This window comes from Frigoribacterium sp. VKM Ac-2859, assembly GCF_013204925.1.
In the GTDB taxonomy this organism is placed as follows: Bacteria; Actinomycetota; Actinomycetes; order Actinomycetales; family Microbacteriaceae; genus Frigoribacterium.
On record NZ_JABMLC010000002.1, the window covers coordinates 1553126 to 1570911 of the forward strand.

The following is a 17786-nucleotide window of genomic DNA, read 5'->3' on the forward strand; positions in this document are numbered from 1 at the left end:
TCGACCTCCTCCGAAAGGACCCCCTGTGCTCACCTTCCCCGACGGCTTCCTGTGGGGTGCCGCGACCGCGGCGCACCAGATCGAGGGCAACAACGTGAACAGCAACTGGTGGGTGCACGAGCACGCGCCGGGCACGACCATCGTCGAACCGAGCGGTGACGCGGCCGACAGCTACAACCGGTTCCGCGACGACATCCGACTGCTCGCCGAGCTGGGGCTCAACAGCTACCGCTTCAGCATCGAGTGGGCCCGCATCGAGCCTGAGCGCGGCGTCGTCAGCAAGGCGCAGATCGCCCACTACCGCCGCATGGTCGAGACCTGCCACGAGTTCGGCATCGAGCCGATCGTCACGCTGATGCACTTCACCGTGCCGCGCTGGTTCGAGCGCGACGGCTTCTGGCGCGCGCCCGACGCCGCCGACCTGTTCGCCCGGTACACCGAGCTCGCCCTGCCCGTCGTCGCCGAGGGCGTCGAGTACGTCTGCACCATCAACGAACCGAACATCGCCGCGATGCTCGCCGGCGGGGAGGACGCGTCGAACCTCGTCGCGTACGGACTGCCGAACCCCGACCTCGAGGTCGCCGACGCCCTGCTCGCCTCGCACAAGCGCAGCCGCGAGGTGCTGTCGCAGCTGCCTCGGATCAAGTCGGGCTGGACCGTCGCCACCCAGGCGTTCAAGGCCGTCGACGAGCCGGGTGCCGCCGAGAAGGCGCGCGAGTACGGCTACGTGCGTGACGACTGGTACAGCGAGATGGCGGCGGGCGACGACTTCGTCGGCGTGCAGGCCTACACGCAGACCTTCGTCGGGCCCGAGGGGCCGCGGCCGGTCGCCGAGGGGCTCGAGACGACGCTGACCGGGTGGGAGTTCTACCCGCCGGCCGCCGCCGAGGGCATCCGCAGCGCGTGGGAGCTGTCCGGCCACGTGCCGGTCATGGTCACCGAGAACGGCATCGCGACCGCCGACGACACCCGGCGCATCGCCTACACGCAGGGCGCGCTCGAGCACGTCCACGACACCATCGACGAGGGCATCGAGGTGCTCGGCTACCAGCACTGGAGCGCCCTCGACAACTACGAGTGGGCCAGCGGGTTCCGCCCGACCTTCGGCCTGATCGGGTGGGACCGCGACACCTTCGAGCGGACGCCGAAGCCGAGCGCCCGCTGGTACGGCGAGGTCGCGCGCGCGAACGGGCTGGCGCGGGCGTAGCGCCCTCCGGCCCTGCCGGACCGGGACGGCGCGGGGCGCACGCGAACGCAGGAGGCGCGGGTCACCCGACCCGCGCCTCCTACGTCTCGGCCCCGGGGCCGATGCCGTGCCTAGAAGTACGTGATGCCGTGCAGGGGTCGCTCGGGCAGCAGCATCGCGCGGAACTTCTGGACGGCACCCTTGCGTCGCTCGCGCACCAGGCCGGCCGCGGCCAGCGTGACCGGGTCGGAGCCGCCGAGCCAGAGCGAGCCGAGCGTGGCGACGTCGAGTTCGAGGTCGGCCCGGCGGACGGCCGCCTTCTTCACCGTCGCCTCGCCTGCCTCGCTCGTGACCCGGTACGTGCCGGCCGCGTGGCCCAGCGCGTCACCGATCGCGATCGTGACGACGCCGTCGGCAGCCCACGGGCGAGCCTGCAGGGCCGCGACCGGGTCGAGGACGCGGAACCACACGTGGTCCTCGTCGTGGCTGATGGTCAGGGCGCGACCGTCGACGACCGCGTGCGCCAGGGGGTCGTGCTGAGGGGCGTTCGAGTACCGGACGACCCGGACCAGGTCGACCGCGAGCAGCAGCTGCCAGAGGCCGAGGTAGGCGTCGTCGGTCGCGGCCACGAGGTCGACGACGACGAGGGTCTGGACGCCGGTGGAACCGGGGCCGCCCCCGGCCGACTCGACCCGGTACGTGACGTAGCCGTCGACGGTGCCGGTCGCGTCGCGGTGCACCGCGGCCCGGACGGCGGGGTCGGGTGTGCCGTCGGCGCGCTCGCGGCCGAGGGCGTGGTTCCAGGCGCCTTCGTGGCGGTCGATCGAACCGGGACTGCGGACGTGGAACCGGGCGAAGACGTCGGGGGCGACCTCGGCCAGCGAGGCCGTGGTGACGAGCTCGGTGCTGCCCTCGGGCTCGCTGAGCAGGCCGCCCGCGCGACGGACGTCGACCTCGATGGTGCGCTCGCGGACGCCCACGCCGAAGCCGAAGCGCCGGTAGATCGACGCCTCGCTCGCGGTGAGGGCGGCGACCGGGGTGCCGGCCGCCTTGGCGCGGGCGAGGTCGTCGGTGATCATCCGACGCAGGATGCCCCTGCGGCGGTGGGTCGGTTGCACGGTGACGCCGGCGACCAGGTCGGCGTCGATCAGACGGCCGCCCCCGACGTGCAGGGTCTTGTCGAACGACGCGAAGGTGGCGACGGGGCGACCCTCGGCGTCGAGCGAGCCGGGGGTGGCCTCGCGGCGGTAGACGCCCGTGAGACGTCGCCCGTCGGCGACGAGGCGACGCGCGGCACGGCCGAGGGAGTCGTCGTCGCCGGCTGGTTCGTGGAAGCCCATCGACTCGGCGTCGACCCAGGCGGCGGTCGCCACGTCGGCCCGGGGGGAGTCGTCGCTCGCCTCGGGGTCGAGCGCGGCCGCGAAGGTGCGGAGGTCGTAGTCGTCGTCGAGGGTGCTCACCCGGTCAGCCTACGGAGGACGGCCGACGTTGTCGTCGGTCTCGAGGAGGAGCCGTGGCCGCCGGGCGCGTCGGCGTCGGGGACGGGGGAGGGCCGGCCCCGCGGGGGCGGAGCCGGCCCTGGTGGTGATGGTGCCGGTACTGGTGGTGGTGTCAGCGTCCGGTGACGAAGTCGATCCCTGTGGTGGTCTTCGTCGTACCGTCGGTGGCCTTCTGCTCGAAGGTCAGCTGGTAGGTCGTGCCGGCCGGCCCGACGTAGCGGTCGAACGCGAACGCGCCGGTGGACGAGGCGGTGGTGCTGCCGAACGGCGTTCCCCACTGGTTCTTGCCGACGACCGTGGCGAAGGGCGTGGCGGTGCCCCGGAACGTCACGGTGCGGTGGGCCTCGGTGATGCCGCCGTCACGGATGACCGGCGAGGACATCGTGACGTCGACCAGGGCGTCCTTCTGGTGCGTCAACGTCACGACCTTCTCTTGCACGTCGGTGCCGTGGGTCGCGACGAAGGTCAGGACGTAGCCGGGGTTCGTCGGTCCGAGGTTGCGCGAGAACGCCCAGGTGCCGTCGCTGCCGATGGTCGCCTTGCCCATCTGGGTGCCCCACTGGTTGGTCGAGACGAGCTGGGCGCCGACGGTGCCCGTGCCGGTGAAGCGGGCGATGCCCTCGCGGTAGGAGTCGCCGTCCACGTGACTGCTGACGGTCAGCGGCCGCGAGGGAGCCTCGTAGTCGAGGTGCAGGGTCACCAGTGTGGGCGCACCGGTGGTGGGCGTCATCGTGAAGGTGATGTCGTAGCCGGCGCTGGTCGGGCCGAGGTTGCGGCTGAAGCTCCAGTCGCCGTCCTCGTCCACGCGGGTCGAACCCATGGGCGTGCCCCACTGGTTGGCGGCGGTCAGGCGGGCGTCGGGCGTGCCGCGGCCGCTGAACGTCGCGATGCCGGTGGTGTAGCGGCCACCGTCGGTGTGGCTGGTCACGGTGAGGTCGGCCAGGTCCTCGTCGTCGGAGCCGTCGGAGCCGTCGGACACCGTGAAGGACCGGGTCGACGTGATCGGGGCGAGGGTGTCCCAGTACGGGGTTTCGGTGACCGACATGGTGTGATCGCCCTCGGCGAGCGGAGCGTCGAGTTCGACTCGCCACGAACCGTCACCCTGGACCTGCGTGAGCAGGTCCGCATCGAGGGTCGAGGCGGCGTCGCCGCCCGTGCTGATCTCGACGGTCGAGCCGGGGATGCCGACGCCCTCGAAGGTCTGCGTCGTCGCGGGGACGACCGCATCCTCGGCGGGCGAGACGACGTCGAGGGGGAACACGGCGGGGGCGTCGTTCTCGTCGGAGGGCGACACGGTGACGGTCGTGGCCTCCGAGACGTCACCGTTGCGGACCGTAAGCACGTCGACTTCTTCTCCGGAGAGCTCCGGGCCGAGTCGCACCGAGAATGCTCCGTTCCAGGTCACCTGGCTCCCGCCCACGAACGCGCCGTCCTTCTGGACGATGACCTGGGGCACGTGGAACTCGTCCTGGAAGTAGCTCGTGGTGCCGAGCAGGCCCAGGGTGCCGTCGGTGTCCGCGGTGACGGCGTGGATGCGGGGTGCGGCGAGGGGCGATGGAGCGGCTTCCTCGACCGGGGCGAGGGTCGTCTCGAGCACCGGGCTCTCCTTGTCGCCCCGATGCCCCGTGAAGCTGACGGCCTTGCCCGCGTGAGCCGCGTCCAGGGTGAGCGTGAAGCGGCCGTGCGCCCCGCGCGGGGCCTCGACGCGATCCCCGTCGACGGTCATGGCGAGCGAGGCGGCGTTGTGCGAGATGACCCGTGCGACGAGCCCCCCGTCGGGCAGTTCCGTGAGCGATGACAGGACCGGACGTGTCGGGGTGAACCGTGTGTCAACCGCGACGGTCTCCGCGACGGTGAAGGCTGCTCCTCGTTCCTGCTTCGGGGCCGAGGCCCACGTGGGTGTCTCGCTGATCGTCGTGTCGTAGCTGCCGGCTGGCAGCGCCAGCGACGTGCAGCTCCAGTCGCCCAGCGACGTGACGCGGGTCTCGCAGAGCGTCGAGGAGGCGCGGTTCGTCTTCTCGTCGCGGGTCACGACGATCTGCGAGTTCGGGATGCCGGACCCGGCGAACGTCGCCTCGGGGGCCGCCAGCACGTCACCCGCGGTGGGCGATGTGACCTCGAGCGGGTGGTCGTCCGAGGCGGTGTTGCGCTCGGTCTCGACGAGCTCGACGGCGACGGCCTCGCTCTCGAGGCCGGAGCGCGTGGCTCGGATCTCAAGCGTCTCGCCGGCGTGCTCGGCGGGGACGCGGAGCGCGAACGCGCCGTTGGCGTCCGCGGCGTCGTACACGAGACCGAGGCTCGGAGCCACCACGACGGGTCGCTCGAACATGAGGGGGTCGGACGTGACGGTGCCCTCCACGATGATGTGGTCGTCGCCGTCGTAGCGAGACACGGCGTGCACGACGGGTGTGCCGGGGGCGTCGGCCTCACCGTCGGCGAGGAACGGCTCGAGCACGACCTCGACGGGGGCTGACCACGTGTCGTTCCAGCCCAGGGCCGTGACGACGGCGGTCTTGCCGAGGTGCTCGTTCGACAGGATCGTCGAGAAGCGGTCCTGCCTGGCGACGACGACATCGCCCGCTGCGCCCGGGATCGCGATGTGGACGAATTGCGCCCCCGGGGCCGATCCGTTGAGGGTGATCTGGCGGGGGCCGTAGGCCTCGATCCTGCGGACCTGAGGGGAGGCGGTGCTCGAGGCCGACGTCGACGCGTCAGCGGCCGGGATGCTCGTGGTCGAGGTGTCGGCCCCGGGCGTCAGCGCGGGGGCCGCGAGGGCCGCCGTGGGGGAGAGGGTGCCCACGGCGAGGGCCGCGAGGCCGACGGCGGCGAGGCCTGATCTGATCGTGCTCATGTCTTCTTCCGGATGGGGGAAAGGGAAGACCGATCGGGGCGGCCGGGAGATACGTTACATTCCACGACCGGGTCAGGCGACTCCGAGCACGGCTCAGTCGATCGAGCGCTGCAACGCCTTCACCGGCAGCATCAACACGAGCCCGGCGAGCAGGACGAGCGCGATCCCGACGATCCCGAAGCGGGTGTCGCCCGTCGCGCTCACGAACAGGGTGAACAGCCCGGGGGCGAGGAAGCTCACGGCTCGCCCGGTCGTCGCGTAGAGCCCGAAGATCTCGCCCTCGCGCCCGGGCGGCGTCACCCGAGCGAGGAACGACCGGCTCGCCGACTGGATCGGCCCCACGAAGAGCGCCAGGGCGAGGCCGAACACCCAGAAGAGGTTCGTCGCGGTCCCGATCGCGAGCACCGCGAAGGCGGCGATCACGAGCCCCACCAACGACGCGACGATGATCGTCTTGGCCCCGAGACGGTCGTCGAGCCAACCCCCGACGAACGTGCCGATGCCCGCGACGAGGTTCGCCCCGACGGCGAAGTAGATCACCATGCTCGGCGAGAAGCCGAAGACCTGGGCGGCGATGATCGCGCCGAAGGTGAAGACGGCCGCGAGGCCGTCACGGAACACGGCGCTGGCCAGCAGGAACAGCAGCACCTGGCGGTTGGTGCGCCAGAGCTTGGCGATCGTCGACCCCAGGAGGCGGTACGAGCGCCACAAGCCCACCCGGGCCCGTGCGGCGGTGGCGGGCAGCTCGGGCACCGACAGCAGGACCGGCACCGCGAAGACCGCGAACCACGCCGCGGCGACGACGATCGACAGGCGGACGTCCCACGCGCCTCCTTCCGTTCCCGTGGCGACGCCGAACAGGCCGCCGCGTCCCTCGACTCCGAAGCTCTGCAAGAAGGCGACGAGCAGCAACAGCAGCAGGACGATGCCGCCGACGTAGCCGAGGCCCCAGCCGAACCCCGACACCTTCCCGATCGTCCCCGGTGTCGAGACCTGCACGAGCATGGCGTTGTAGTTGACGCTCGCGAACTCGAAGAAGAGGTTGCCGACGGCGAGCAGGGCCGCGCCGAAGACGAGGTACCCGGGCGCCGGGGCGACCAGCACCATCGCGGCCATGGCCAGCACCACGAGACCGGTGTTGATGGCCAGCCAGAGCTTGCGGCGGCCGGAGCCGTCGCTGCGCTGGCCGAGCACCGGCGCGAGCAGTGCGATCAGCACCCCCGCGATGGTCAGGGCGGTCGAGATGACCGTCGCGTTCTCGGCCTTGGCCAGCACCAGGGCCGGGTTGCGCGCGTCGTCGCCGGCCGCCGCCACGATCGCCGGATCGACGAAGGCGCCGGACGCCAGGTAGGTGCTGAAGACGAACGAGGTGACCACGGCGTTGAAGGCGGCGGAGCCCCAGTCCCAGAGGGCCCACGAGAGCACACGGCGGCGGGGGATCGGGTCGGCGTCGGCGAGCGTCTGCGCTGCGGTCATGGGGGTCAACCTAGTGGGCGTCCGTGGCCGAGGGGGGTCGCGCCTGCTCGTCCGGCGTGGGCGCGGCGACCCTCTCACTAGAGTTGAGTCTTTCTGGCTCAACTTTCAGGTTCACCGCTTGACCTCGTCGGCAGGGCGAGTAAAGTTGAGCCTGGCCGACTCAAGGCCGGCCCCCCAGGTTTCCGCAACATCGCACCACGAAGGAGAAAAGCACATGGCACGTGCAGTAGGAATCGACCTCGGTACCACCAACTCGGTCGTCAGCGTCCTCGAGGGTGGCGAGCCCACCGTCATCGCGAACGCCGAGGGTCTGCGCACGACCCCCTCGGTCGTCGCCTTCACGAAGGACGGCGAGGTGCTGGTCGGCGAGACCGCGAAGCGCCAGGCCGTCACCAACGTCGACCGCACCATCGCGTCGGTCAAGCGCCACGTCGGCACCGACTGGAAGGTCGAGATCGACGACAAGAAGTACACCCCGCAAGAGATCAGCGCGCGCATCCTGGGCAAGCTCAAGCGCGACGCCGAGCAGTACCTGGGCGAAGAGGTCACCGACGCCGTCGTGACCGTCCCCGCGTACTTCAACGACTCCGAGCGCCAGGCCACGAAAGAGGCCGGCGAGATCGCGGGCCTGAACGTCCTGCGCATCATCAACGAGCCGACCGCCGCGGCGCTCGCCTACGGCCTCGACAAGGGCAAGGAAGACGAGCTCATCCTGGTCTTCGACCTCGGTGGCGGAACGTTCGACGTCTCGCTGCTCGAAGTCGGCAAGGACGAAGACTTCTCCACCATCCAGGTGCGCAGCACCTCGGGTGACAACCGCCTCGGCGGCGACGACTGGGACAACCGGATCGTCGAGCACCTGATCAAGAAGTTCAAGGACGCCCACGGCGTCGACCTGTCGACCGACAAGATCGCCAAGCAGCGCCTCAAAGAGGCCGCCGAGCAGGCTAAGAAAGAGCTGTCGTCGAGCACCTCGACCAGCATCCAGCTGCCGTACCTCACGCTGACCGCCGACGGCCCGCTCAACCTCGACGAGACGATCTCGCGCTCGCAGTTCGAGCAGTGGACGAGCGACCTGCTCGACCGCACCAAGAAGCCGTTCAACGACGTCATCAAAGAGGCGGGCGTGAAGGTGGGCGACATCGCCCACGTCGTGCTCGTCGGTGGCTCGACCCGCATGCCCGCGGTCACCGAGGTCGTCAAGCAGCTCACCGGTGGTCAGGAGCCCAACAAGGGCGTCAACCCCGACGAGGTCGTGGCCGTCGGTGCCGCCCTCCAGGCCGGCGTGCTGAAGGGTGAGCGCAAGGACGTCCTGCTCATCGACGTCACCCCGCTCAGCCTCGGCATCGAGACCAAGGGTGGCGCGATGACGAAGCTCATCGAGCGCAACACCGCCATCCCGACCAAGCGCAGCGAGACCTTCACGACGGCCGACGACAACCAGCCGTCCGTCGCGATCCAGGTGTTCCAGGGCGAGCGCGAGTTCACGCGTGACAACAAGAACCTCGGCACCTTCGAGCTGACCGGCATCGCGCCGGCCCCCCGTGGCGTGCCGCAGATCGAGGTCACGTTCGACATCGACGCCAACGGCATCGTGCACGTGTCCGCGAAGGACAAGGGCACCGGCAAGGAGCAGTCGATGGTCATCTCGGGCGGCTCGTCGCTGTCGAAGGACGACATCGAGCGCATGGTGCGCGAGGCCGAGGAGAACGCCGCCGAAGACAAGGCGCGTCGCGAGGCCAACGAGACCCGCAACTCGGCCGAGCAGCTCGTCTACTCGATCGAGAAGCTGATCAAGGAGAACGACGAGAAGCTGCCCGCGGACGTCAAGTCCGAGGTCCAGGCCGACGTCGACTCGCTCAAGTCCGCCCTCGCCGGCGACGACGAGTCCGCGATCAAGCCCGCCTTCGACAAGCTCAACGAGAGCCAGCAGAAGCTCGGCCAGGCGATCTACTCGCAGAGCCAGGCCGACCAGGCCGGCGCTGCCGGTGCGGCCGGTGCCGAGGGTGCTCCCGCCGACGGCCAGGCCCAGGGCGACGACGAGGACATCGTCGACGCCGAGGTCGTGGACGACGACGACAACGACAAGAAGTAGAGGCGGTCGGCATGACTGACGACAACAAGACGCCCGACGACGAGCCGCGTGCCGCGACTCCGTCCGAAGACGGTGGCACGGCCGACGTGGTCGAGCCCGACGAGCTCGTCGACGCCGAGGCTCCCGACGTCGAGACCCCGGCCGACGCCGAGGCCCCGGCCGGGGCCAAGGCCGCCGCCGAGTCGATGGCCGAGGCGCCCGAGGGCACCGAGACGCTGAGCGCCGACGACGAGGCCATCCTCGACGCGGCCAGTGCCGACCTGGTGGCCGACATGCGACAGGACATGCTGCGGGCCCAGGCCGAGCTGGTGAACTTCCGGAGGCGCGTCGAGCGTGACCGCGAGGCCAACCGCGAGGCCGTGGTGGCCGAGGTCGTCCGTTCGCTGCTCCCGGCGCTCGACGACCTGGCCCGTGCCGAACAGCACGGCGACCTGGCCGAGGGCCCGATGACCGTCATCGCGCAGAAGATCCGCGGGGGGCTCGACAAGTTCGGCCTGGCGCAGATCGGCGCGAAGGGCGACGTCTTCGATCCCAGCAAGCACGACGCCCTCGTCCAGCTGCCGAGTGCCGACGTCACGGTCAACACCGTGGCCGACGTGATCGAGCCGGGCTACACGATCGGCGACCGGGTCATCCGGGCCGCCAAGGTCGCGGTGCACACCCCCCAGTAGCACCCCGGTGACGGGCGGCCCCCGGGCTGCCCGTCACCACCCCTGCGACGCGAGTCGCGACCGGCGGTGGGCGCCTCGACGAGGTGCCCACCGCCTCCCCCGTTCTCTTCCGGTCGCTGCCAGGCAGCGACCTCCAGTCAAGGAAGGAGGTGCCGCATGGCGAGTCAGGACTGGTTCGACAAGGACTTCTACGCCGTCCTCGGTGTCTCCAAAGACGTCACGCCCGCCGAGCTGAAGAAGGTCTACCGCAAGCTCGCGCGCAAGTACCACCCCGACTCCAACCCCGGCGACGCGGCCAGCGAGGCGAAGTTCAAAGAGATCAGCGAGGCCCACTCGGTGCTCTCCGATCCCGAGCAGCGTCGCGAGTACGACCAGGTGCGCGCCATGGGCGGCGGTGCCCGCTTCGCGGCAGGCAGCGGCGGCCCCGGAGGCGCGGGCGGCGGCTTCGAGGACGTCTTCGGCGGCATGTTCAACCAGGGCGGACAGCGCACGCAGTTCCGCCAGGGCGGCGGTGGCGGTGGCTTCGACGACATCTTCGGCGGCATGTTCGGCGGTGGTGGATTCGGCCAGACCAGCGGCGGCTACCGCGGCTTCGGCGGCCCGCAGAAGGGCCGCGACATGACGGCCACGACGACCCTCGACTTCCAGACCGCCATCGTCGGCGAGACCATCACGCTGCAGGCCTCGAACGGCAAGCCGATGAAGGTCCGCATCCCGGCCGGCGTGCACGACGGCCAAAAGATCAAGCTGCGCGGTCGCGGCGAGCAGAGCCCCGACGGCGGCGAGGCCGGCGACATGGTGTTGACCGTCGCCGTCCGCAAGCACCCCGTCTTCGAGCTCGACGGCAAGAACCTGCGCCTCGACGTGCCGGTCACCTTCGCCGAGGCGACGCTCGGTGCGACCATCGAGGTGCCCACCCTGGGCGGCGACCCCGTGCGCCTGCGCGTCGCGCCGGGCACGCCTTCGGGTCGCGTCCTGCGCGTCAAGGGTCGCGGCGTGCACGCCAAGGACGGCGCCGGCGACCTGCTCGCCACCGTCCAGGTCGCGGTGCCGGCGCACCTCAACGACAAGGCGCGCGAGGCCGTCGAGGCCCTGGCCGCCGCGCTGCCGGCCGAGAACCCGCGCGACGACCTCATCGCCCGCGCCCGGGCCTGACGAGACCGACCCGACCCGCGCCTCCTCGGCGGCAGGCCACGAGCGACGAGACAGGAGACGAGATGGACCGACCGGACCCCACCCAGTGGCCGATGGACGAGCACTCGCCCCTCTTCGCGATCGCGACCGCCGCCGAGCTCTCGGGCCTGCACGCGCAGACCCTGCGGCAGTACGACCGGCTCGGCCTGGTCGTCCCGCAGCGCACCGCGGGCAAGTCGAGGCGCTACTCGATGCGCGACGTCGTGCAGCTGCGCGAGATCGCCCGACTCGGCGGCGAGGGCATCTCGCTCGAGGGCATCAAGCGCATCCTCGAACTCGAGAACCAGGTCACCTCGTTGCAGTCCCGGGTGCGCGAGCTCGAACGGGCCCTGGCCGACGAGATGGTCAACCGGCCCGGCGCCCGGGTCTTCGCCGCGGGCGAGAGCGGCGTCGTGCCGCTGCGACACGGCACGCGCCCGTCGCGGCAGACCTCGGTCGTCGTCTGGCGGCCGCTGCGCTGACGCGCGGCCCCGAGAGGGCGCGACCTCCAGTGCGCACCGGGAGGTGGGCGGCAGGTCGTGACAGGTCGGCCGCGCGGACTAGCGTTGGCGGGTGATCGACTTCGAGCAGCTGCGCCGGTGGCCCGACATCGAGGCCCCCGAACTCGTCGCGCACGACGCCACCGACCGGCTGCTGCTCGACACCGCCGACGAGGCGCTCACCGCCCACCCCGAGGCCGTGACCGTCATCGGCGACCGCTACGGCGCGCTGACCCTCGGGGTCGCGGCCCTGTCGCCCGGCACCCCCGTCCGCGTGCACCAGGACGCCCTCTCGGGCGAACGCGCGCTCGACGCCAACGCCGGCCGCCTCGGCGTCACCGCGACGTGGACGCACCACGGTCTCGACGAGGCCCTCCTCGCGGGCGCGCGGACGGTGCTGGTGCAGCTGCCCCGAGGGCTCGACGCGCTCGACGAGATCGCGGGGTCGATCGCCCGGTACGCCCACCCCGACGTCCGCGTCCTCGCCGGGGGACGCGTCAAGCACATGACCCTCGCGATGAACGACGTCCTGGCGCGCCACTTCGGCGAGGTGACCGCCGGCCTGTCACGCCAGAAGTCCCGGGTGCTGACCGCGACGACCCCGACCCCAGGAGGCGCGCTCGGCTGGCCGCGCACCTCGCGTCACGGCGACGTGGTCGTCGTCGCCCACGGTGCGGCGTTCGCGGGCACCTCGATCGACGTCGGCACCCGAGCGCTGCTCGCCGTCCTCGACCGCGCGGCTCCCGAGGCCCGGGACGTCGTCGACCTGGGGTGCGGCACCGGAGTGCTCGCCGTCTCCTTCGCCCTCGCCCGACCGCACGCCCGGGTGGTCGCCACCGACCAGTCGTGGGCGGCGGTCGAGTCGGCGCGGGCCACCATGACGGCGACCGGCGTGGCCGATCGGGTCGTCGTGTCGCGCGACGACGCCGGGTCGTCGCTGCCCGAGGCCTCCGCCGACGTCGTGCTGCTGAACCCGCCGTTCCACGTCGGGGCGACGGTCCACACGGCGATCGCCCACAAGCTGTTCGAGGCGGCCGCCCGTCTGCTGCGCCCGGGCGGCGAGCTCTGGTGCGTGTGGAACTCGCCCCTCGGCCACCGGCCGGTGCTCGAACGAGTCGTGGGGCCGACCACCCAGGTCGCCCGCGACCGGCGGTTCACGGTGACGCGGTCGGTCCGTCGGGGCTGACCCGGGGCGGGGCCCGGGTCGGGTCCTGTCAGCGGGCCTCGGCCTCGGCCTGGGCCTGGGCCTGGGCTTGGGCCTCGACCTCGACCTCGACCTCGACCTCGTCGAGGCGCAGCGACGCGTCGATGTAGGCGAGCAGGGCGTGCGCGTAGGCGTCCTCGGCGACGGAGGCGCGGTGCCGGAGGTCCGTGTCGCCCCCCGTCGGGCGGGTGGTCACCTCGTAGACGGTTCCGCCACCGTCTCGTTCACCGCTGATGTCGGGGTCGCCGCCTGGGTTGGTGGTGCTGTCGCTGCCGGGGCGGGAGCCGGTGTCGACGAGTCGTGCGAGCCCGCGGAACACGGGGCCGAGCAGCTCGCGCAACTGGTCCTCGCGGGGCAGCCACAGGCTGTCGTCGGCGGCGACCGAGTCCAGGGCCCACTCGGTAGTGCCGTTGAAGCCGAGCTCCGTACCCGTGGGGTACTCGTGGACCTCGATGGTCATGTCGCTGAGCGTGAAGACGTCGCCGTCGAATCCCGGGGTCTCGATGACGAAGCGGTCTCCGGCCCGGGGCCGCCAGCGCAGTCCGGCGTCGCGCAGGCGGCGGGCGAGGGCGTGGTCGAGCATCGGCCCATGATGCACCGTCGAAGTGGGAGGGAGCGCCGGGGTGCCGACCCGCAGAGATTCGCGCCCGATCGCTCGGGCTCGGGCTCGGGCTCGGGGTCGACTCGGACTCGGGCTCGGATGCGCGCGCGGGGGAGGGGTGGTCCGGACCGCCGCGTCAGCGAGTGGTGACGACGTTGCCCGTGCCGTCGGTGTTGAGCACGGGTTGGAGGTCGTCGTCGAGCCGGATGGTGTTGTCGTCACCCATCGCATCGACCTGGTCGACGCGGGGAACGTCGACGGTGTTGCGGTCGCCCATGACGACCACGACCCGGGTCGGACCGAGGATCAGCTCGGCGTCGCTGCCGTTGACGATGACGGTGTCGCAGCCGTCGGGCAAGGTCTTGGTGCGGGGTTCGTCGTCGCCGAACTGCATCCAGGCGAAGCCGTCGACGCAGGTGTCGTCGGCGGGACCGGCAGCGGTCGAGGCGCTCCCCTCGAGGGAGGGGCTGGTCGGTGACGGCGTGAGGGAGGGCGACGTCGTGGTCGCGGACGGGTCCCGGTCGATCGTCGAGGAGGTGCTCGTACACCCGGCGAGGACCGAGCCGAGGGCGACAGCTGTCACGAGGCTGATCAGGGTCGAGGTCGTCGTCATGGGGTGCTCCGGGGCGGGGATGGAGGGAGGGTGGTGCGGTTCGGGGGCGTCAGAGGACGACAGGGCGGGTCCGGCCAGAGACTGGACCCGCCTCCCGGTCACTCCGCGGCGGGTTCGGCCGCAGCGGTGACGGAGTTGGCCTGGCCCTGGTCGTCGATGGCCGGGGCCTCGCCGGCGTGGTGGACCGTGTTGCGGTCACCGGCGAGCTGCACGGTGCCGACGTCATGCACCGAGACGGTCACGTCGGAGCCTTCGACGACGAGCGTGCCGACCTCGTCGAGCACGACGGTCCCGGTCGAGCCGACGATCGAGACGAGGTCGCAGCTGCTCGTGTCGAGTGACGGTGCGTCGTCGTCGGTGGCCCCGAGGTCGACCAGCATGAAGCCGTCGTCGCAGCTGCCGACGGGGGCGGCGTCCAAGGAGGCGGTGCTGCTGACGGTCGGGCTCGGTGTCGCGTCGGTCTCGGCGGAAGAGCACGCTGCGAGCGAGAGGATCATCGTGGTCGCGACCAGGGCGGCGGAGGCCGGCCCGCGCTGGCGGAGGACGCCGACCATCAGCGTGCGGTGACGGTGTTGTCGGTGGTGCCGTTCTCGTTGACGGTCGGAGCGGCCCCGGTGTGGCTGACGGCGTTGCCGTCGCCGGCGAAGTCGACCGTACCCACGGCACCGGCCGTGACGGTGACGCCCTGGCCCTCGACCACGAGGTGGCTCACGTCGGCGAGGGTGACGGTGCCGTCGCTGCCCACCACGTTGATGCTGTCGCAGGGCTCGGTGAAGGTGACCTCGGGGGTGTCCTCGTCGAGGACGACGACGGTGTTGCCGTCGACGCAGGTCTCGGTGACGGCGGGCTCGGGGGTGACCTCGGCGAGGGGCGTCGTCTCGGCCTCCGCCTCGGTGCTGGTGGCGTTCGAGGTGCAGCCGGCGAGGGCGGCGACGAGCACGACGCCGAGGGCGGCTGTCCGCAGGGTGGTGGTGCGCATGGTGGTTCCCTTCAGGAGGTAGGGGGACGGTGCGGGGCGTCGGCTCGGGATGCGGCCGGCGGATGGTCTGAGGGGGCCGGGGAGGCACCGTGTCGGTGCCTCCCCGGCGGGGTGGTGCGGTGTCGCTGTGGTGCGGGTGTCGCGGTGTGGTGCTAGTTGCCGCTGGGGTGCCAGGCGAAGCCGCTGATCGGGTCACCGGTCTGGCCGTCGAGGGCCTTCTGGGTGATGTTCAGCGTGTAGTTGTGGCTGGGACCCCAGGCGCGGCTGAAGGACCAGTTGCCCTGGCCGTCGGCCTGCACCTCGCGGTAGACCGTCGAGCTCGTGGCGGAGCTGATTGTGACGGTGGCGAACGGGCTGGCGGTGCCGGTGAACGTGGCGGCCACTCCGTTCTCGTAGGTGTCGCCGACCGCGGGGCTGGTCAGGACGAGCGGGGCGAACCGGGGTGCCTTGACGTTGACCGTGGTCTCGGTGGTCGTCTTGTCGGGGTTCGTCTGCGTGACCTTGATGGCGTAGTCGTTCGCCGGGCCCCAGTTGCGTTCGGGCAGGGCCCAGTTGCCCTCGGAGTCGACCTCGGCCTGGCCCATGGGCACGTTCCAGTTGTTCGTGGCGTTGACGGCCCGGACGGTGGCGCCGGGGGTGCCGGTGCCCTCGAGGACGTTCAAGCCGGGACGGTAGGTGTCACCGTCGGCGATGCTCGTGACGGCCACGGGGACGTTCGTCTCGCGATAGTCGAGGTGGATCGTCTGTTCCTGGACGTTGCCGTTCTTGGTGGCGACGAAGGTGATGTCGTAGCCGGCCGAGGTGGGGCCGAGGTAGCGGTCGAAGGCCCAGTCGCCCTGGAGGCTCGCGGTCGCGGTGCCCATGGGGGTGCCCCACTGGTTCGTGGCGGCGATCGCGGCGTTGGGTGCCGCGGTGCCGCGGAACGTGGTGGTGCCCTCGGTGTAGGTGCTGTTGTTCGTCGGGCTGGTGACCTGGAACGCGACGACGTTCTCGTAGTTCAGCTTCAGCGTCACGACCTGGGGGGTGCCCACCTGGGGCGTGGCGGTGAAGGTGATGAGGTATCCGGCGGTGGTGGGGCCGAGGTTGCGGTTGAAGGCCCAGGTGCCGTCGGCCGCGATCGCGGCGCCCATGGGGGTGCCCCACTGGTTCTTCGCGGTCACGGTCGAGCCGATCGGCGCGGTGCCGCGGAAGGTGGTCACGCCCGCTTCGTAGAACTGGTCGTTCACGTGGCTCGTGACGCTCAGGGGCCGTTCTTCGGCCACGCGGTTGATGGTGTGGGTGATCTGCTGCACGTCGTCGCCGGCCGTCTGGGTGACGACGAGGTTGCTCGTGCCGAGGCTGAGCCCACGGTTCGGGGTGATGGTCCACTCGCCGTCGACGACGGCGCCGGTCCCGATGATGCTGTTGGGCCCGTAGCCGATGGTGACGGTGGCGCCGTCCTGGCCGTGACCGGAGAAGACCGGGCGGCTGGTCGTGACCGTGGAGCCTGCTTCAGGGGTCTCGACAGTCGGGGCGACGATCACGGGGGGCTGTTCGCCGTTCTCAGGGTTGAGGGTCACCGTCGAGGTGGTGGTGTTGTTGCCCTTGCCGGACTGCATGGCCTCGAGGACGTGCTTGCGGTCGTCGACGTTGGTGGTGCGGATGGTGAACTGGCCGTTGGCGAGGACCTGAGCGGTGCCGAGGACGGTGCTGCGGCCCTCTTCGCGGACGACGACCTGGGCGCCGACCTCGCCGGTGCCGCGGATGGTGACGGGGCCGCCGTCGTGGGCCATGCCCTCGACAGGAGCGGTGATCTGGACCGCGGCGCCGTAGGCGACGGAGACGATGATCTCGCCGGTGGCCTCGCCGTCGATCTCTTGGTGGACGCGGACGTCGTAGTCGCCGCCGGCGTTCGGTGCGCTGATCGGGGTCGACCACGTGCCCGAGCCCAGGCGGGCCTCGGTGCGGGTGATCTCGTCGCCGTTCACGTCACGGATCACGATCGTCGCGCCGGGCTGCGCAGTGCCGGAGAGCACGGCGTTCTGGCCGAGGTCGGCCGGGAACGACCCCACACCGGTCACGGGGGCGACCTTCAGCTCGGCGTCGAGGGTGGTCTCGCCGGTCTTGACGGTGTCCTCGTACTGCTCGAGGGTCACCGGGTTCGACCCGAGCTTGAGGTCGATGAGTTCGTAGGACCACGTGCCGTCGGTACCGGCCTGGACCTGGTCCTCACCGTTGATCACGACGTACGCGGCGGGCACGGCCCAGCCCGAGATGCGGGCGGTGCGGTTCGGGATGTCGACCGAGTCGACCTTCGCGGACAGACCGGCTTCGACGCCTTCGAACTCCGCAGCGGGGCCACTGCCACCCATGGCGAAGTAGGAACGCTTGTACGCGTCGACATAGCGGACGGTGTTCGTGACGTACTGGCCACTCTGGCGGTTCACCATCCGGCCCTGCGCGTCCAGACTCCATTCCGTGTTCGTGCCGCTGCAGGATTTGGTGTGAAGCGTGTCGCCCCCGGTCATGGGGAAGATGCTGAGGCACTCGCCCGTGGCTGATCCGTCCCTGACGACCGCGCGGAACCAACCCTCGCCCGTGGAGTCGATGCGGAGCCCGGCCGAGGCCGCGTCAGCGGCGGCTTTCGTGTCGTATTGCTGGATGTGTGTCGGCGACGAGGGCAGGCCGCCGTAGTACTTGCCGTTGCCGACTGGCGAGACGACCTTGGCGGAGGACCCTGGCACGGGCAGAGCCGTGGTGGAAGCATCCGCCGGGCTCGTCGCCGTTGCCGCCGCAGGTCCGAAGCTGAGACCGGTGACGATCGTGGCTGCGGCGAGCCCGATCGCGCCGGTGCGCTTGAGAGTTTTCTTCATGTGAGAGAGGTGTTCTTTCATGTCTGGGCAACGCGATGCATCGCCAGGCGAACAGATGGTGAAATGTTAGACACAAAACAAGGCAT

14 protein-coding genes are annotated in these 17786 nt (G+C 71.0%); 6 read left to right on the forward strand and 8 right to left on the reverse strand.

From position 1 onward, the window contains the following. The first annotated feature begins 25 nt into the window (after positions 1-25). Complete coding sequence (locus HQQ78_RS15280; protein WP_173154605.1) at positions 26-1207, forward strand: family 1 glycosylhydrolase; 1182 nt, start codon at positions 26-28, stop codon at positions 1205-1207. 110 nt (positions 1208-1317) lie between these two features. Here HQQ78_RS15280 and HQQ78_RS15285 read toward each other — a convergent pair whose 3' ends face one another. From HQQ78_RS15285 to HQQ78_RS15295, 3 genes are all read right to left on the reverse strand, one after another. Further along, positions 1318-2646 carry a GNAT family N-acetyltransferase gene (locus HQQ78_RS15285; protein WP_173154608.1) on the reverse strand — a complete coding sequence of 443 codons (1329 nt, stop codon included), beginning with the start codon at positions 2644-2646 and terminating at the stop codon, positions 1318-1320. Positions 2647-2797: 151 nt separating this feature from the next. Then, positions 2798-5536: a hypothetical protein gene (locus HQQ78_RS15290; protein ID WP_173154611.1), complete on the reverse strand. Its 2739-nt coding sequence runs from the start codon at positions 5534-5536 to the stop codon at positions 2798-2800. Between the two features lie 93 nt (positions 5537-5629). Beyond that, positions 5630-7012, reverse strand: a complete 1383-nt coding sequence (locus tag HQQ78_RS15295) for an MFS transporter (protein ID WP_173154614.1) — start codon at positions 7010-7012, stop codon at positions 5630-5632. A gap of 214 nt (positions 7013-7226) precedes the next feature. On the opposite strand from HQQ78_RS15295, the gene dnaK reads away from it, so the two are divergent. The 5 genes from dnaK (at position 7227) to HQQ78_RS15320 (ending at position 12637) form a co-directional block, all read left to right on the forward strand. Next, positions 7227-9107, forward strand: a complete 1881-nt coding sequence (dnaK, locus tag HQQ78_RS15300; RefSeq protein ID WP_056049689.1) for a molecular chaperone DnaK — start codon at positions 7227-7229, stop codon at positions 9105-9107. 11 nt (positions 9108-9118) lie between these two features. After that, entirely contained in the window at positions 9119-9778 is a 660-nt protein-coding gene (locus tag HQQ78_RS15305; protein ID WP_235452891.1) for a nucleotide exchange factor GrpE, read from the forward strand. A 156-nt stretch (positions 9779-9934) separates the two neighbouring features. Beyond that, positions 9935-10933, forward strand: coding sequence for a DnaJ C-terminal domain-containing protein (locus HQQ78_RS15310; RefSeq protein WP_173154617.1), 999 nt, complete (start codon positions 9935-9937; stop codon positions 10931-10933). Between the two features lie 92 nt (positions 10934-11025). After that, entirely contained in the window at positions 11026-11433 is a 408-nt protein-coding gene (locus tag HQQ78_RS15315) for a heat shock protein transcriptional repressor HspR (protein ID WP_056049862.1), read from the forward strand. Positions 11434-11524: 91 nt separating this feature from the next. Beyond that, complete coding sequence (locus HQQ78_RS15320) at positions 11525-12637, forward strand: class I SAM-dependent methyltransferase (RefSeq protein ID WP_173154620.1); 1113 nt, start codon at positions 11525-11527, stop codon at positions 12635-12637. A gap of 28 nt (positions 12638-12665) precedes the next feature. Here the strand turns inward: HQQ78_RS15320 and HQQ78_RS16545 are convergent, their stop codons facing one another. From HQQ78_RS16545 to HQQ78_RS15345, 5 genes are all read right to left on the reverse strand, one after another. Continuing rightward, positions 12666-13238 (reverse strand): pilus assembly protein CpaE, encoded by a 573-nt coding sequence (locus tag HQQ78_RS16545; RefSeq protein ID WP_371740408.1) that lies wholly within the window; start codon positions 13236-13238, stop codon positions 12666-12668. A 154-nt stretch (positions 13239-13392) separates the two neighbouring features. After that, positions 13393-13869: a DUF3060 domain-containing protein gene (locus HQQ78_RS15330; RefSeq protein ID WP_173154623.1), complete on the reverse strand. Its 477-nt coding sequence runs from the start codon at positions 13867-13869 to the stop codon at positions 13393-13395. A gap of 98 nt (positions 13870-13967) precedes the next feature. After that, on the reverse strand, positions 13968-14423 hold the full coding sequence (locus HQQ78_RS15335) for a DUF3060 domain-containing protein (RefSeq protein ID WP_173154626.1): 456 nt from the start codon (positions 14421-14423) through the stop codon (positions 13968-13970). Further along, positions 14423-14848: a hypothetical protein gene (locus tag HQQ78_RS15340; protein WP_173154629.1), complete on the reverse strand. Its 426-nt coding sequence runs from the start codon at positions 14846-14848 to the stop codon at positions 14423-14425. Before HQQ78_RS15340 ends, HQQ78_RS15335 begins: the two co-directional genes overlap by 1 nt. Before the next feature lie 152 nt (positions 14849-15000). Continuing rightward, entirely contained in the window at positions 15001-17700 is a 2700-nt protein-coding gene (locus HQQ78_RS15345; RefSeq protein ID WP_173154632.1) for an Ig-like domain-containing protein, read from the reverse strand. Between the last annotated feature and the right edge of the window lie 86 nt (positions 17701-17786).

What these genes read in the sequence shown, in the direction of transcription:
- HQQ78_RS15290 (WP_173154611.1), bottom strand. Translation starts at nt 5,536, where the DNA reads ATGAGCACGATCAGATCAGGCCTCGCCGCCGTCGGCCTCGCGGCCCTC.
- HQQ78_RS15295 (WP_173154614.1), bottom strand. Translation starts at nt 7,012, where the DNA reads ATGACCGCAGCGCAGACGCTCGCCGACGCCGACCCGATCCCCCGCCGC.
- dnaK (WP_056049689.1), top strand. Translation starts at nt 7,227, where the DNA reads ATGGCACGTGCAGTAGGAATCGACCTCGGTACCACCAACTCGGTCGTC.
- HQQ78_RS15305 (WP_235452891.1), top strand. Translation starts at nt 9,119, where the DNA reads ATGACTGACGACAACAAGACGCCCGACGACGAGCCGCGTGCCGCGACT.
- HQQ78_RS15310 (WP_173154617.1), top strand. Translation starts at nt 9,935, where the DNA reads ATGGCGAGTCAGGACTGGTTCGACAAGGACTTCTACGCCGTCCTCGGT.
- HQQ78_RS15315 (WP_056049862.1), top strand. Translation starts at nt 11,026, where the DNA reads ATGGACGAGCACTCGCCCCTCTTCGCGATCGCGACCGCCGCCGAGCTC.
- HQQ78_RS16545 (WP_371740408.1), bottom strand. Translation starts at nt 13,238, where the DNA reads ATGCTCGACCACGCCCTCGCCCGCCGCCTGCGCGACGCCGGACTGCGC.
- HQQ78_RS15330 (WP_173154623.1), bottom strand. Translation starts at nt 13,869, where the DNA reads ATGACGACGACCTCGACCCTGATCAGCCTCGTGACAGCTGTCGCCCTC.
- HQQ78_RS15335 (WP_173154626.1), bottom strand. Translation starts at nt 14,423, where the DNA reads ATGGTCGGCGTCCTCCGCCAGCGCGGGCCGGCCTCCGCCGCCCTGGTC.
- HQQ78_RS15340 (WP_173154629.1), bottom strand. Translation starts at nt 14,848, where the DNA reads ATGCGCACCACCACCCTGCGGACAGCCGCCCTCGGCGTCGTGCTCGTC.
- HQQ78_RS15345 (WP_173154632.1), bottom strand. Translation starts at nt 17,700, where the DNA reads ATGAAGAAAACTCTCAAGCGCACCGGCGCGATCGGGCTCGCCGCAGCC.